The organism is Bacteroides sp. HF-162, assembly GCF_015679285.1.
Taxonomy (GTDB): domain Bacteria; phylum Bacteroidota; class Bacteroidia; order Bacteroidales; family Bacteroidaceae; genus Bacteroides; species Bacteroides uniformis.
Window position 1 is genome coordinate 234,530 of the sequence record NZ_CP064937.1, and the last position, 16,656, is coordinate 251,185.

General features: G+C 45.4%; 8 protein-coding genes, 2 tRNA genes and 3 rRNA genes. 3 read left to right on the forward strand and 10 right to left on the reverse strand.

The annotated features are described in order from the left end of the window. Nucleotides 1-49: 49 nt before the first annotated feature. From ITJ87_RS00940 to ITJ87_RS00985, 10 genes are all read right to left on the reverse strand, one after another. A complete protein-coding gene (locus ITJ87_RS00940) occupies nt 50-1,054 on the reverse strand; it encodes a beta-ketoacyl-ACP synthase III (protein ID WP_005829534.1) in 1,005 nt (334 codons plus the stop codon). 123 nt (nt 1,055-1,177) lie between these two features. Continuing rightward, nucleotides 1,178-1,363: a 50S ribosomal protein L32 gene (rpmF, locus tag ITJ87_RS00945; protein ID WP_072546213.1), complete on the reverse strand. Its 186-nt coding sequence runs from the start codon at nt 1,361-1,363 to the stop codon at nt 1,178-1,180. A gap of 12 nt (nt 1,364-1,375) precedes the next feature. Continuing rightward, a complete protein-coding gene (locus tag ITJ87_RS00950) occupies nt 1,376-1,954 on the reverse strand; it encodes a DUF177 domain-containing protein (protein ID WP_005829530.1) in 579 nt (192 codons plus the stop codon). A 365-nt stretch (nt 1,955-2,319) separates the two neighbouring features. Further along, a 5S ribosomal RNA gene (rrf, locus tag ITJ87_RS00955) occupies nt 2,320-2,430 on the reverse strand. 73 nt (nt 2,431-2,503) lie between these two features. After that, nucleotides 2,504-5,381, reverse strand: a 23S ribosomal RNA gene (locus tag ITJ87_RS00960). 129 nt (nt 5,382-5,510) lie between these two features. Continuing rightward, a tRNA-Ala gene (locus ITJ87_RS00965) sits at nt 5,511-5,584 on the reverse strand. 56 nt (nt 5,585-5,640) lie between these two features. Continuing rightward, nucleotides 5,641-5,714: transfer RNA gene (locus ITJ87_RS00970), tRNA-Ile, on the reverse strand. Between the two features lie 135 nt (nt 5,715-5,849). Continuing rightward, nucleotides 5,850-7,373: ribosomal RNA gene (locus ITJ87_RS00975) — 16S ribosomal RNA — on the reverse strand. Together the 16S, 23S and 5S rRNA genes with 2 tRNA genes alongside form the textbook arrangement of a ribosomal RNA operon. A 231-nt stretch (nt 7,374-7,604) precedes the next feature. Beyond that, nucleotides 7,605-7,877, reverse strand: a complete 273-nt coding sequence (locus ITJ87_RS00980; protein WP_165853578.1) for a hypothetical protein — start codon at nt 7,875-7,877, stop codon at nt 7,605-7,607. A 612-nt stretch (nt 7,878-8,489) separates the two neighbouring features. Then, nucleotides 8,490-10,205, reverse strand: coding sequence for a DUF6377 domain-containing protein (locus tag ITJ87_RS00985; RefSeq protein ID WP_117601289.1), 1,716 nt, complete (start codon nt 10,203-10,205; stop codon nt 8,490-8,492). 439 nt (nt 10,206-10,644) lie between these two features. On the opposite strand from ITJ87_RS00985, the gene ITJ87_RS00990 reads away from it, so the two are divergent. The 3 genes from ITJ87_RS00990 to ITJ87_RS01000 are packed head-to-tail and all read left to right on the forward strand — an operon-like array spanning nt 10,645 to nt 16,638. After that, nucleotides 10,645-13,560, forward strand: a complete 2,916-nt coding sequence (locus ITJ87_RS00990) for a SusC/RagA family TonB-linked outer membrane protein (protein WP_370293446.1) — start codon at nt 10,645-10,647, stop codon at nt 13,558-13,560. A gap of 20 nt (nt 13,561-13,580) precedes the next feature. Further along, nucleotides 13,581-15,107 carry a RagB/SusD family nutrient uptake outer membrane protein gene (locus ITJ87_RS00995; protein WP_117966995.1) on the forward strand — a complete coding sequence of 509 codons (1,527 nt, stop codon included), beginning with the start codon at nt 13,581-13,583 and terminating at the stop codon, nt 15,105-15,107. A 31-nt stretch (nt 15,108-15,138) separates the two neighbouring features. Beyond that, nucleotides 15,139-16,638 carry a glycoside hydrolase family 30 beta sandwich domain-containing protein gene (locus tag ITJ87_RS01000; RefSeq protein ID WP_117601292.1) on the forward strand — a complete coding sequence of 500 codons (1,500 nt, stop codon included), beginning with the start codon at nt 15,139-15,141 and terminating at the stop codon, nt 16,636-16,638. Nucleotides 16,639-16,656: the final 18 nt, after the last annotated feature.

Genomic DNA, 16,656 nt, shown 5'->3' on the forward strand with positions numbered 1-16,656 from the left:
GAATCGAGATAGGATGCGTTTTTATCATATTATATTCAGCAATAGCATGTTACTGCTTCTTTCCGTCGTATCCCCACTTCACATACACAGCTCCCCAGGTAAATCCTGCGCCGAATGCAGTGAAAATAAGGTTGTCGCCTTTCTTCAGCTTATCTTCAAAGTCCCAGATGCAAAGAGGTAACGTAGCAGCACTAGTATTGCCATAACGTTCGATATTAATCAGCACTTTCTCACGAGGAACTTCCAGACGATGTGCCACAGCATCGATGATACGAAGATTGGCCTGGTGCGGAATCACCCAGTCAATGCTATCCTTTGTCAGACCGTTTTTCTCGGCAATTGCCGCGCTAACATCCGACATATTGGATACGGCATACTTAAACACAGTACGTCCTTCCTGATAAATGTAATGCATGTGATTGTCTACAGTAAAATAAGAGGGAGGACAAACCGAACCACCCGCTTTCATATGCAGGAAAGGCAAACCTTTGCCGTCGGTTCTCAGAATAGCATCCATAATACCTACATCTTCTGTTGTCGGCTCGAGCATGAAAGCTGCAGCGCCGTCTCCAAAGATAGGACAAGTAGCACGATCTGTATAATCAACCATTGACGACATCTTGTCGGCTCCCACAATGATAACCTTCTTATATCTACCAGAACGGATAAAATTGGCCGCAGTCTCCATCAGATAGAGAAATCCGCTGCAGGCTGCCTGCAAGTCAAAAGCATATGCATTTTTCAGCCTTAGCTTATCACACAAAATAGAAGCTGTAGAAGGGAAGTGGTAATCCGGAGTAGAAGTAGCTACAATCACCAGATCTATATCATCCGGGTCTGCGCCAGTACGTTGCATCAGCTGTTTGGCAGCTTTACGCGCCATATAGGAACTACCTAGCCCCTCTTCATTCAGGATACGTCTTTCCTTTACTCCGATACGAGTCATAATCCATTCGTCATTGGTATCCACCATTCTTGAGATTTCGTCGTTTGTCAAGACGTAATCAGGTACATAACCGCCGACTCCTGTAATTACTGCATTTATTTTTTCCATTAAAATCTTGTTTACTTATAGAACTACTGAAACAACGGTAGTCTAAAAAGGTTTGCTTATTAAATTACAAATCTTTTTAGACGCCCGATATTCAAGTATAAGTTTTAGTCAAACTGACCGTAATTATACGGCAGCTTCCTTTTCAACTGCAAGCTTACCTCTATAGTAACCGCATGCACTACATACAGTATGATATACATGCCACTCACCACAATTCGGGCAAATAGCCAGTGTAGGAGCTACTGCTTTATCATGAGTTCTTCTCTTCGCAGTTCTTGTTTTTGACTGTCTTCTCTTAGGATGTGCCATTTTCTTTAATCTTTAATTGTTATCTAATATTTTCTTTAATTCGTCCCAACGCGGGTCTACCTGCGTTTCTTCTTCATTCATCAGCTCCACCTCTTCTTCCGGAGCAAATGTATCCTCAGCCATATCATCATCCGGAGTGGTGCGCATATGCTTACTCAATTTGCTGGTCATTGCCTTGTTACACTTACCCGGAGCATGCACATGCTTCATGGGGATGGCCAAAGCTACAAACTCGTACATAAACCATGCTACATTAATCTCACCTTCCTCTTCGGGAATTACTATGAGATTGTCACCTTCTTCGGCATATTCATGACCGAACTTAACCAGCAGCTTATCTGTCGAGCTGACAAGCTGTTCCATATCGTCCAAACAACGGTCACATGGCACCCACACCATTCCGTCTGTCTGGAAGTTCAATTCGAAAGCACGAGATGTTTTCTTTACAACTAACACCACATTGACTTTACCCTTCTGCACTTCCGGTCCATCAATATTGGCAAAGAAAAGGTTGTCTAGCACAAACTCATATTTGCATGAATCTGCTTGCATACCTTTCAGGTCTATTTTGTATTTATCAAACTTTCCCAAAGCTTCTTTTGTTTATTCGGGCGACAAAGATACGAATAATTATCCTCATTATGTAGTATTTAGAGTAAAATATTCATTTTTTTATGTTCATTTCACCCAGATATCACTACAAATCAGCAGAAAACTCATGAACTAAAACACAAGAACAATCCATACCAGCATCCAAGTATATGTAAAGAAAACGAACTAAGCGTTTTTAATCATTCATTTAGTACCTTAATTCGGGAATTAATCTGATGAACATACGATGAATAATTATATATAATAAGGTATAGTGATTAGCGGTAGAAACGGAATGTTAGAGGAGATATATGTAAACGAACGAAGCCTCCGTATCCTTATCAGACACGGAGGCTTCTTCTGAAAAACGGCGACTACCTACTCTCCCACTGTTACGCAGTACCATCGGCGTGACCGGGCTTAACTTCTCTGTTCGGAATGGGAAGAGGTGGAACCCCGGTGCTGTAGTCACCTGAATAAGGTAGACATGATGCGAAAAAAGCAAAGCATTCATTTATGGCTGAACGTATATACCTCCATACAAGGCAAGGCAAAAAGTGAACGGGCAATTAGTAACGCTCGGCTATGACATCGCTGCCTGTACACCTGCGTCCTATCAACGTTGTAGTCTACAACGACCCTGAGAAATCTAATCTTGTGGCTGGCTTCGTACTTAGATGCTTTCAGCACTTATCCAATCCCGACTTAGATACCCGGCAATGCACCTGGCGGCACAACCGGTAAACCAGAGGTCAGTCCAACACGGTCCTCTCGTACTAGTGTCAGAGCCACGCAAATTTCATGCGCCCACGATAGATAGAGACCGAACTGTCTCACGACGTTCTGAACCCAGCTCGCGTGCCACTTTAATGGGCGAACAGCCCAACCCTTGGGACCTTCTCCAGCCCCAGGATGTGACGAGCCGACATCGAGGTGCCAAACCCCTCCGTCGATATGAGCTCTTGGGAGGGATCAGCCTGTTATCCCCGGAGTACCTTTTATCCTTTGAGCGATGTCCTTTCCATACAGAAACACCGGATCACTATGCTCTAGTTTCCTACCTGATCGACTTGTGAGTCTCCCAGTCAAGCGCCCTTATGCCATTACACTCTGCCGACGGTTACCAATCGTCGTGAGGGCACCTTTAGAAGCCTCCGTTACGCTTTTGGAGGCGACCACCCCAGTCAAACTACCCACCAAACAGTGTCCCCGCAACAGCGGGTTAGAACTCAAATAATCAAAGGGCCGTATTTCAACAGCGGCTCCACGAACACTGGCGTGCCCGCTTCAAAGCCTCCGGCCTATCCTACACATCAATTACCCAAATTCAATGTTAAGCTATAGTAAAGGTTCACGGGGTCTTTTCGTCCCATCGCGGGTAATCGGCATCTTCACCGATACTACAATTTCACTGAGCTCACGGTTGAGACAGCGTCCAGATCATTACACCATTCGTGCAGGTCGGAACTTACCCGACAAGGAATTTCGCTACCTTAGGACCGTTATAGTTACGGCCGCCGTTTACTGGGGCTTCAATTCAACGCTTCTCTTGCGATGACGTCTCCTCTTAACCTTCCAGCACCGGGCAGGTGTCAGGCTGTATACTTCATCTTTCAATTTTGCACAGCCCTGTGTTTTTGTTAAACAGTTGCCTGGACCTATTCTCTGCGCCTCAATTGCTTGAGGACCCTTTATCCCGAAGTTACAGGGTCAGTTTGCCTAGTTCCTTAACCGTGAATCACTCAAGCGCCTTAGTATATTCAACCCGACTACGTGTGTCCGTTTGCGGTACGGGTACCGTAAGGATTAAGTTTAGCGGATTTTCTTGGAAGTATGATTACACGCACTATTGGATTGTCCAGAAGGACGCTCCATACTGTCAGGTTCGACTCTCATTCCGGATTTGCCTGGAACAATCAACATCTACACCCTTCAACGGACTATTCCGTCAGTCCGCGGCGCTGTCACGACTCCGTCTCCACGTCACTCCTTAAGGTAGTACCGGAATATTAACCGGTTCTGCCATCGGCCTCGCCGTTCGGCTGAGCCTTAGGACCCGACTTACCCTGATCCGATTAGCGTTGATCAGGAAACCTTAGTCTTTCGGCGAGGGGGTTTCTCACCCCCTTTATCGTTACTTATACCTACATTTGCTTTTCCACACGCTCCAGCAAGGCTCACGCCTTACCTTCGACGCTGAGTGGAATGCTCCCCTACCGATGATTTCTCATCCCAAAGCTTCGGTAGAATACTTATGCCCGATTATTATCCACGCCAAACTCCTCGACTAGTGAGCTGTTACGCACTCTTTAAATGAATGGCTGCTTCCAAGCCAACATCCTAGCTGTCTTAGCAATCTGACTTCGTTAGTTCAACTTAGTATTCATTTCGGGACCTTAGCTGTTGGTCCGGATTGTTCTCCTTTAGGACATGGACCTTAGCACCCATGCCCTCACTCCTGACATAGAACTGACACGCATTCGGAGTTTGTCAAGACTTGATAGGCGGTGAAGCCCTCGCATCTTATCAGTCGCTCTACCTCATGTCAGTATAAGTCAAGGCTGCACCTAAATGCATTTCGGGGAGTACGAGCTATCTCCAAGTTTGATTAGCCTTTCACCCCCACCCTCAGGTCATCCAGAAGCTTTTCAACGCTTATTGGTTCGGTCCTCCAGATGGTGTTACCCATCCTTCAACCTGCCCAAGGGTAGATCACTTGGTTTCGCGTCTACTCCTTCCGACTATACGCCCTGTTCAGACTCGCTTTCGCTTCGGCTGCGGATCTGAGATCCTTAACCTCGCCGGAAAAAGTAACTCGTAGGTTCATTATGCAAAAGGCACGCCGTCACACTAAAAGTGCTCCGACCGCTTGTAGGCACATGGTTTCAGGAACTATTTCACTCTTCTGTTCGAAGTGCTTTTCACCTTTCCTTCACAGTACTGGTTCACTATCGGTCTCTCGGGAGTATTTAGCCTTACCGGATGGTCCCGGCAGATTCACGCAGAATTCCTCGTGCTCCGCGCTACTCAGGATACCACTAGGCTTCGGTTGGCTTCGCATACGCAGCTATCATGCTCTATGGCTGTACTTTCCAGAACATTCTGCTCACCAACTTTCTTGCCACAACGTGGTCCTACAACCCCACACATGCCGTAACATGGATGGTTTGGGCTGTTCCCCGTTCGCTCGCCACTACTGGGGGAATCATTATTTATTTTCTTTTCCTGCAGGTACTAAGATGTTTCAGTTCCCTGCGTTAGCCTCCCGCATTGCGGGATGATATCCCTTCAGGATATCGGGTTGTCCCATTCGGAAATCCGCGGATCAAAGGTCATTTGCACCTACCCGCGGCTTATCGCAGCTTATCACGTCCTTCATCGCCTCCGAGAGCCAAGGCATCCGCCATGTGCCCTTACTTACTTTTTGTCTTACCGATCACGTATGGTCGATATATACTTTCAGCTTTCAACTTTACTTTTTTTGGTCACATCATGTCAAAGATCGTTGTCAAGGATTAGGAATTAAGAATTTAAAATAATGCCTAATCTTGAGAAGTGGAGAATAACGGATTCGAACCGTTGACCCCCTGCGTGCAAAGCAGGTGCTCTAGCCAGCTGAGCTAATCCCCCTTCACCATTGATGAAAGACCCGCTAAATCGTAACCGGTCGGTCACCAACTGAGAAGTAGTCCCAGGCAGAGTTGAACTGCCGACCTCTACATTATCAGTGTAGCGCTCTAACCAACTGAGCTATAGGACTGTCAGTCAAACCCTCGCCTTACGGCTCGGCTTCTACTTTTCTCGTATATTTTAATAAACAAGTACGCGCAGTACAAGAGGTTCTTATGGAAGCATAACTTCAAGAACCAACGATCGAGTCGAGACGTCACTCCAGAAAGGAGGTGTTCCAGCCGCACCTTCCGGTACGGCTACCTTGTTACGACTTAGCCCCAATCACCAGTTTTACCCTAGGGCGCTCCTCGCGGTTACGCACTTCAGGTACCCCCGGCTTTCATGGCTTGACGGGCGGTGTGTACAAGGCCCGGGAACGTATTCACCGCGCCGTGGCTGATGCGCGATTACTAGCGAATCCAGCTTCATGGAGTCGGGTTGCAGACTCCAATCCGAACTGAGAGAGGTTTTAGGGATTAGCATCACGTCGCCGTGTAGCTGCCTTCTGTACCCCCCATTGTAACACGTGTGTAGCCCCGGACGTAAGGGCCGTGCTGATTTGACGTCATCCCCACCTTCCTCACATCTTACGACGGCAGTCTCGACAGAGTCCCCAGCATAACCTGATGGTAACTATCGATAAGGGTTGCGCTCGTTATGGCACTTAAGCCGACACCTCACGGCACGAGCTGACGACAACCATGCAGCACCTTCACAAATGCCTTGCGGCTGATCTGTTTCCAGAACATTCATTTGCAATTTAAGCCCGGGTAAGGTTCCTCGCGTATCATCGAATTAAACCACATGTTCCTCCGCTTGTGCGGGCCCCCGTCAATTCCTTTGAGTTTCACCGTTGCCGGCGTACTCCCCAGGTGGAATACTTAACGCTTTCGCTTGGCCGCTTACTGTATATCGCAAACAGCGAGTATTCATCGTTTACTGTGTGGACTACCAGGGTATCTAATCCTGTTTGATACCCACACTTTCGAGCATCAGCGTCAGTTACAGTCCAGCAAGCTGCCTTCGCAATCGGAGTTCTTCGTGATATCTAAGCATTTCACCGCTACACCACGAATTCCGGCCTCTACTGTACTCAAGACACCCAGTATCAACTGCAATTTTACGGTTGAGCCGCAAACTTTCACAACTGACTTAAGCATCCGCCTACGCTCCCTTTAAACCCAATAAATCCGGATAACGCTCGGATCCTCCGTATTACCGCGGCTGCTGGCACGGAGTTAGCCGATCCTTATTCATACGGTACATACAAAAAGGCACACGTGCCTAACTTTATTCCCGTATAAAAGAAGTTTACAACCCATAGGGCAGTCATCCTTCACGCTACTTGGCTGGTTCAGACTCTCGTCCATTGACCAATATTCCTCACTGCTGCCTCCCGTAGGAGTTTGGACCGTGTCTCAGTTCCAATGTGGGGGACCTTCCTCTCAGAACCCCTATCCATCGATGGCTTGGTGGGCCGTTACCCCGCCAACAACCTAATGGAACGCATCCCCATCAATGACCGAAATTCTTTAATAGCTGAAAGATGCCTTTCAGATATACCATCGGGTATTAATCTTTCTTTCGAAAGGCTATCCCCGAGTCATCGGCAGGTTGGATACGTGTTACTCACCCGTGCGCCGGTCGCCAGCAAAGAAAGCAAGCTTTCTTCCTGATGCCCCTCGACTTGCATGTGTTAAGCCTGTAGCTAGCGTTCATCCTGAGCCAGGATCAAACTCTTCATTGTAAAAGTATCGTGACTGCGCAAATTAAAAAAATCAAAATGCGACAGCTTGTTATCTGTTCAGGACGCTCGAATTCAAAAGTTTATCTTTACCTATATAAAATAAGTATTGACGGTTCTCTTGTTTTACCCAAGGCAATTCCCCATTGATAAGGAAAAGCCTTGCTCTTGTACTACTTGTATTGTTTATGTAAATCTGTTCAAAGATCGCTCGTTTCACGATTGCTGTTCTTTTCAGAAAGCGGATGCAAAGGTAAGAACTTTTAAGTATATCCTCCAAATATTTTCGGAAGTTTTTTTTCTTTTTTTTCTCTCTTTTCTCTTTCCTCGTCGTCTCTCTTGTCGAAAGGGAGGCAAAAAGAAAAAGAAAGAAGAACCAGGCACCGTTTCTTTTAAAAGAATGTCAACTCGCGCTGCTTTCATTTTCAAAAGCGGGTGCAAAGGTAAGAACTTTAAAGCATAACTTCCAAATATTTTCAGAAGTTTTTTTTCATTTTTCTTTTCCAAGGCCGAAGTTCCGGAAGAAACCGATGGCAAAGAAGAGAAAAATGGAAGCTTACCGCTCCGTTTTACTGTCAGAATGTCAAAACATCGCCGCCTTCGTTCCCGAAAGCGGATGCAAAAGTAGGCCTTTTATGGACATCTGCAAAATTTATACACGGTTTTTTTTGAGAGATTCCATGAACTTTTTCATAACTCACTGATTGATAGATATGTTTTAAAGCATGTTTTTTAAAGGAAACTGGGATAAGGAAAGGAAGGGACACATTATATATATACGCGCGCGCAATACAAGCTCCAATTCATACCTTGACATAGACCACTGAACGGCCGGCACCGCGCTTGCGAATCACAAAGAGAACTGACAATAAACCTGCGAAAGGCTACATCCGGAAAGCACGGAAACTAAACGGGAACTAATGAACAACTTTTCTCACCACAGATATGTTGCTTTCCTTCCACACCCGTGTTTCTTTCTTACCACAGCTGTGGTAAGAAAGAAACACGGGTGTGGAAGGATTAGTTCTTAGGGAAAAATAAGGTGGTACATCGCAGTTTGTATCCTAATTCTTAGCTACCATCTATACGTCATACAGCGACAATCAGTAGAAGCCTTTATCAAGTCCACTTCTGTGCCCTACCCAAAGAACGCACAGCGGCAGCAAACTCTTCCCGAGGAATGATAGCCTTATTACGTGTCTTCAAACGATTATTATAAACGGTCTGAGGTGAATAATGCAAGAATTCGGCAATCTTCACACTATCAGTGATACCTAAACGCACCAAAGCATAAATGCGCAATTCCGTATTCAGCAACTCACCATCTTTTAGCACAATCTGCTCGTCAGGATGGAGCAAGGCATTGAAGTCACTTACAAAATCCGGATAAATGTGCAAGAAGATAGCATCAAAGTTATGATAGAACTCTTTCAGCTCATTCTGTGCCATAGAATGAGTATCGGTTAATGCTTTCACATCCTCCAACTGATTTGCCTTAAGCTTACGATTGATATTTTTCCGATACTCATCCAGCTTGCTGATATAATTGGAACAAATGGAAAAAACATAACCTATGTATTCCTCCTTCACATAGTTGGATTCACGAAGCTGATTATTGGTATCTCTCAGCTGTTCATTCAAAGAAGTAAGCTGTACATTCGTTTCTGCCACTTGTCCGTGCATTTTCGAAAGTTCTTCCACATGCTTATTCAAGCGGTTGTTTGCCTCATTCAGCTGTTGGCGCGACTGCTTCAACCGCTTCATCTGCTTATATATATACAGAAAAGCAAACAAGGATATCAAGGACAAGACACTGACCAATACCAAATACATACGTAACCGCGCTTCTTGCTTCTGATTACGTTCCTGATAAATCTGATGAATGGTGTCCTGCACCGCAGAGATGCCTACTACTCTCACCCGGTTCCGATATGCCAAGGCATTCTGCAAGCAGTAACTCATGTAGACATAGGCATGGTCAATATCACCCAAACTAAAAAGCACCCCCGCCAGCTCTTCCAGCGAAGCAATATCTTTATTGGAGATACGTACATCGGCCATAGCAGAATATATCAGGTAAGTCAGATAATTTTCTTGCTCATCGGACTCGCGATAAAAGCAAGCCAGCACGTAAGCATTCATGGCATCACGCCGAGTATCGAATGCAGAATTAAAGATTCCCTTCTGCAAACGCTCCTTAAAAACATACATACTGTCCGTACCTTGCACTACCTGCCCCTTATACCACAAGAACAAGGGATGTTCAGGGGTAAGAACCATATTCAAGGAGTCTTTGTAAACACGTTCCAACTGTGCATAATGTTCATGCAAAGTGGCCATTTCACTACCGGTATACTGATTGAAATGCGAATACAGATACAGCATTTGTCCATAATAGTCCACTAACAATTCTTTGGGGAGCGAACCGCCTGAAACTCCGCGCAATTCATCCTGGGCTTCTTTCAACAAACCGGTGGCAGCCAACAGAAAAGACTTTTTTATCTTCCACTCCATCTGCCGGTATTTATCATTCTGCCTATAAACTATATCCAAATTATCTACCACATAATTCATTGCAGAATCGGCATTATAGACACAATACTCATCATAAAGATTTTTATTCAGCCAATATCTCTCCTCCAAAGTACGCACATCCTTTTGAAGCTTGTGCAACTGAGCAATCTTCGCCTCTTTAAGCATAACAAACGTGTTTTTCTGCGCAATCAGAGAGTCAAGGCGTACCAGTAGTTCTTTTATCTTTTCACTGTAAGGTGCCGCATTCAGGAAAGTACACCCCACCAGCAAAAACAGCAAAGCTATGATTTTTCTTTTCATTTCTATTATTTACATAAAGCAGAGAGCACAAAGATAAATTAATCTATCTAAAGATAAGCTACTTCTACCCTAAAAAAGTACACTAAAATTAAGAGCTATTTCGATCGTTTGAAGTAATAACACAGTATGTCCAAACCTACTTCCATCGTAGCAAACCTTTACTTTACCCACTAACCACAAACATTATAATACACTGATTTTATGATATTTAAATTTTATACAGACTTACTTCCACACATTACCCACCTATCAGACAAATAGGGTTGTCCACTATCTTTGCAAACAGAAAGGAAAGTGTACTATGGAAAAACAACTAATCCCTATTAGAACATACTTTTCTAAATAAATCAAATCTTTTAATAAAAGTACTATGAGAATGATTACAAGAAATCTTCTTACGCGGAGTTACAAGCTCCTTCTGACATTACTCGTACTGCTAATGTCAACAAATGCATTTGCCCAACGATTGACAGCTACGGGTAAAGTAGTAGATACCGCAGGCCTGGAGGTCATCGGCGCATCTGTATTGGAAAAGGGAACAACAAACGGTGTTGTCACCAATCTAGACGGAGAGTTTTCCCTAAGTGTAGAACAAAATGCCACACTGGTAATATCTTTCATCGGCTATAAAACGATGGAGGTAAAAGCAACCACCAACATGAATGTCACATTGCAGGAAGACAACGAACTGCTGGACGAAGTGGTAGTCATCGGCTATGGAAGTGTAAAACGCAAAGACGTAACCACTGCCGTATCTACGGTTTCTACAAAGGATTTGGATCAGCGCCCCATTGTATCGGCCGCCCAAGCCCTACAAGGCAAAGCAGCTGGTGTGTCGGTTATGCAGCCCAGCGGCGAACCGGGCGGTGGTATGAGTATCCGTGTACGTGGTACCACCTCATTCAATGGTAGCAACGACCCGCTCTACGTAGTGGATGGTGTACCTGTAGACAATATCAACTTCTTATCACCCAATGATATCGAAAGCCTCTCTATCTTAAAGGACGCTTCATCGGCAGCCATCTATGGTTCGCGTGCAGCCAACGGTGTAGTACTAATTACGACCAAAGCCGGAGCAGAAGGCAATGCCAAAGTAGCACTGAACGTACAATATGGTATGACGAAAGTGGCCAAAAGCATGGAGGCTTTGAATACAGAACAATACCGTGAATTACAGAAAGAGATTGGCGCCGTCAATCCCGCTGACCTTGAAGGTTTAACAGACCAAACAGACTGGTTTGACGAGGTTTACAAAACCGGACAGACTCAGAACTATCAAGTGTCCGTGTCTAACGGAAACGAAAAGATGAAATACTTCCTCTCTGCCGGTTATCTGGATGAAAAAGGAATTTTGGAAGGTACGTACTTCAAACGATACAGCTTCCGTGCCAATATCGACAACCAAATACGCAGTTGGCTGAATGTAAGTGCCAATATCTCCTACTCCGATAACATCGGAAACACCGGCATCATTTCCGGAACAGGTGCCAACCGTGGAGGTGTAGTCCTTTCGGTTATCAATACACCGACCTATGCTCCTATTTGGGACCCTGAAAAGCCGAATCAATACAATAAGAACTTCTATGGGGTAAATATCATGAACCCGATGGAAAACCTAGCCCGCCAGAAAAACAACAAAAACAAGGAAAACCGCCTCATCGCATCCGGAGCCGCTACCATCAGCTTCCTGCCCAACCTGAAGTTGAAATCATCTGTAGCACTGGACCGCCGCAACGGTGTAAGCACTACATTTCTCGATCCAATATCAACTACCGACGGACGCAACAGTTTCGGAACAGCCTCTGACAACCGAAACATGAATACCGTATTGGTTTTCGATAATGTATTGACTTACAACACCAACATCAAGAAACATGGCATCGACGTCATGGCAGGTTCTTCCTACACCAAATCAGACTATACCAACAGCTATATTAATGGTTCACACTTCCGGGACGATAAAATACACACTCTGAATGCCGCCAATAAAATTTCATGGGACGGTACCGGATCAGGAGCCTCACAGTGGGCTATCTCTTCCTATTTTGCCCGTGTGTCCTACAATTATGACAGCAAGTACATGCTTACCATGAACATGCGTGCCGACGGTTCATCCAAGCTGCATCCCGACCATCGCTGGGGCATTTTCCCCTCCTTCTCGGCTGCCTGGCGTATTTCGTCAGAGAAATTCATGAAAGACATTACTTGGATTGATGACTTGAAGCTTCGCGGCGGCTGGGGACAGACCGGTAACCAAAGCGGCATAGGTGATTACTCATATCTGCAACGCTACAACATCAACCGCATACCGTGGTTTGAAGAAGGCAACGACCATGCAGTTCCCGGTATCAGCCAAGCCAACCTTAGAACAAGTGACCTGAAATGGGAAACCACCAGCCAAACCAACATCGGTCTTGACTTAACTGTGCTGAACAATAGACTGACCTTCAGCATGGATTACTATTACAAGAAGACAACAGACATGTTGATGAATGTAAGTCTGCCTGCAGGTGCAGCAGCAACTACCAGCATCACCCGTAATGAAGGCGAGATGACCAATAAAGGGTTTGAATTCTCACTCAATTCTCACAACCTGACCGGCGAATTCTCTTGGGACACAGACTTCAACATATCTTTCAACAAGAACAAGCTGACTAAGCTATCATTACAAAAAGTCTATACAGCAGCAAGCAGTGCCGAGGTAGTAAAGGAAAACATCGTACGCAATGAACCGGGACGTCCTTTGGGTGGCTTCTACGGCTACATCAGTGACGGTGTAGATCCCGAAACCGGTAACTTGATTTATCGCGACCTCAACGAAGACGGCAAAATTTCCACTTCTGACCGTACCTATATCGGCGATCCGAATCCCGACTTCATCTACGGATTGACGAACACTTTTACTTGGAAAGACCTTAGTCTGAGCATCTTCATTCAAGGAAGCTACGGAAACGACATCTTCAATGTGTCCCGCATGGAAACCGAAGGTATGTATGACGGTAAAAACCAATCAACAGAAGTTTTGAAACGATGGAGGATTCCCGGACAGATTACCAGTGTTCCGAGAGCCAACTTCAACATCAAGAACTCCACTTACTTTGTAGAAGATGGCAGTTATCTGCGTGTCAAAGACATCTCACTCTCTTACAACATCCGTTGCCGCCAGTTTAAGAAATGGGGTATCAGCCGCGTACAACCCTACTTCACTGCAAGCAATTTGCTAACCTGGACCAGTTATTCCGGTATGGACCCTGAAGTAAACCAATATGGCAACAGCGGTTCCGTACAAGGTATCGACTATGGAACCTATCCACAGAGTAAAGCATTCGTTTTCGGTATCAATGTTGAATTCTAAAAAAAAAGAAGAAATAACTTATGAAATCAAAGCATATATATAAAAGTATAGCTTGCGGTGTACTGTTGGCACTAACCGCAACCTCATGTGATCTAGACTATAATCCGGTAGACAGCTACTCGGATGTAACGGAAGGAGTGGACAAAACAGATGAAAAACCTATTTTCAACAGTGTGCAAGATGTGGAAACCTCAATGGTAACCCTTCATAAAAAATTCCGCGACCAGCAGGAGCACTGGTATGTCGACAAACTGCTTATCGGTGACGCCCACTCCGACAATGCATACGCCGGAACAACGGGTGCAGAAGTAGTACCTTATGAAACCAATTCCATTGAAGGATCTAATTCCGTACTAAAACGTGACTGGGACCGTTTTCTGGGTGATATTGCCGAAGCCAACCGTATCATCGTAGGCTGTGAGCAACTCAAGGCCCTCAGCGACAGTGAACGTGACAAATATCAATCACAAGCCAAGATATTCCGTGCCATGGTAATGTTCGATATGGTACGTTTATGGGGGAATTTCCCTGTCATCACTACCGTGGGTGGTGACATCACCGAAGACAACGTAGAAGAGATGTACCCGACCTACTTTCCTCCACAGAATACAGCTGAAGAGGCTTATGCCCAAATAGAAAAAGACTTGACTGAAGCTGTGGAAAACCCCAACACACCGACAAACGATGCATCCGACAAGAGCATACTTACCAAATCGGTGGCACGTGCCATGCTTGCCAAAGTCTATGCAGAAAAGCCTCTGCGCGATTATGCAAAAGTTATTAAATATGCCGACGAATTGGCTGCCGACGGCTTCGACCTTGTAGAAGACTTCAGCGACCTTTGGGCTTATGATACAGAAAAAAAAGACTGCCGGGTACGCAATACTAAAGAAGCTATTCTCGAAGCTCATTTTCCTCCTGGTTCAGGTAACTGGTGTACGTGGATGTTTGGCCGCAACTTAAGCAACTGGGATGAAAGCTTTACCTGGGCCAAATGGATTACTCCTTCCCGCGACCTTATCCGCCTCTATGAGGAGCAAGGAGACACGAAACGCTACAATGAGTCTGTTGTATGGTACGAGTGCGGATGGAGCAACTATTATCCGGCAGACCATTATGCTTTCATGTACAAATGCCGCTCTGCTTTCAACAGTATCATTTATCTGAGATATGCCGACATCCTACTTCTTAAGGCTGAAGCCAAAATTATGGGAGAAACTCCCGACCTGAACGGTGCAGCCGACATTATTGACCGCATCCGTAACCGTGCCGGACTGGGTAAACTTCCACAAAGCACCCGTAGCAGTAAAGAAGCATTGCTCCAAGCTTATATGGACGAACGCCGTATGGAACTTGCTTTTGAGGGACAACGCTGGTACGACCTTTGCCGCCTCAATAAGGTAGAAGAAGTGATGAACGCCGTTTATGCCAAAGACAGTGGCCGCCTTGCACAAGAGAATTTGTTTAATGAAAACTCTTATCTACTCGCAATCCCTCAGGGAGCCATTGACCAGAATGAGAATTTGGTACAGAATCCAGGCTATTAACAATAAAAAGTAATATAAAAATCAATAGAATATGAATTTGAAAAATATATTCACTACCGCATTAGGCTGCTTCGCTGTATTGGCAGCCTGCGGCAATGATAATGACAGTGACGTCACTCCTACACCAGACCAACCTACAGAAGAGGCAAAAGATGTTACTATCTATGTGACGAACACCAGCCGTACTTACGACTTGAAAAAGTCTGGACTGGCCTTCGGCACCGGAAGCAACATGTCACCTTCTACCGTGACACTCGACCCCACCACCCGTTATCAGGAAATGGACGGTTTTGGCGCAGCCATTACTGGCTCTACCAGTTACAACCTGATGCAAATGACACAAGAGAACCGCACGAAGTTTCTGACTGAGACATTCTCGGATAAAGAAGGCTACGGCTTCAGCTATGTACGTATTGCCATCGGTTGTTCCGACTTCTCATTCAGTGAATTTACTTGCTGTGACGAAAAGGGACTTGAGCACTTTGCCCTTCCGATGGAAGACACCAAGTATGTAATTCCTATATTGAAGGAAATTCTAGCAATCAATCCTACTGTCAAAGTGATTGCTGCTCCATGGACATGTCCGAAGTGGATGAAAGTGAAAAGCCTGGAAGAACGTGTACCCTTTGACTCATGGACCAGCGGACACTTGAACCCCGAATATTACAGAACGTATGGCGAATATTTCGTAAAATGGATACAAGCTTTCGAAAAGGAAGGTATCAAAATCCACGCTGTGACTCCGCAGAACGAACCGCTGAACCACGGTAACTCAGCATCCTTGTTTATGGGATGGGAAGAAGCCCGTGACTTCATCAAGACCGGCCTGGGTCCCGCTTTCAAAGAAGCCGGAGTTGCCACAAAGATTTATGTTTTCGACCATAACTATAACTACGACAATCTGGCCGATCAAAAAAGTTACCCCACCAAGATTTATGATGATGCGGAAGCCTCACAGTACATTGCAGGTGCTGCCTACCACAATTATGGCGGTAACCGTTCCGAACTGCTGAACATCCATAAGCTTTACCCCAACAAGGAATTGCTTTTCACAGAAACATCCATCGGCACCTGGAACTCCGGCCGCGATTTAGAAGCACGTCTGCTTAACGATATGGAAGAAATAGCATTGGGGACAGCCAACAACTGGTGCCGCGGTGCCATTGTGTGGAACCTGATGTTAGACAGTGACCTGGGACCGGTAAGCCCTTCAGACGGTTCTTGCAAGACCTGCTACGGTGCAGTAGATATCGACAATACAAACTATTCTAAAATTGTCCGCAATTCCCATTATTACCTTATCGGCCACATGTCTTCAGTCGTGAAACCAGGTGCTGTACGTATCGGAACGACTGGTTACACTGCCAATGGGGTCACCTACTCGGCCTTTGAAAACACTGACGGCACCTATGCCTTCGTATTGGCAAACAACAATGCAGATGCCAAACGAATTACTGTAAGTGACGGCACTCACTACTTCTCCTACGAAGTACCGGCTAAAGCAGTCGTTTCTTATCGTTGGAAAAAATAAGACTAACAAATTAAACAG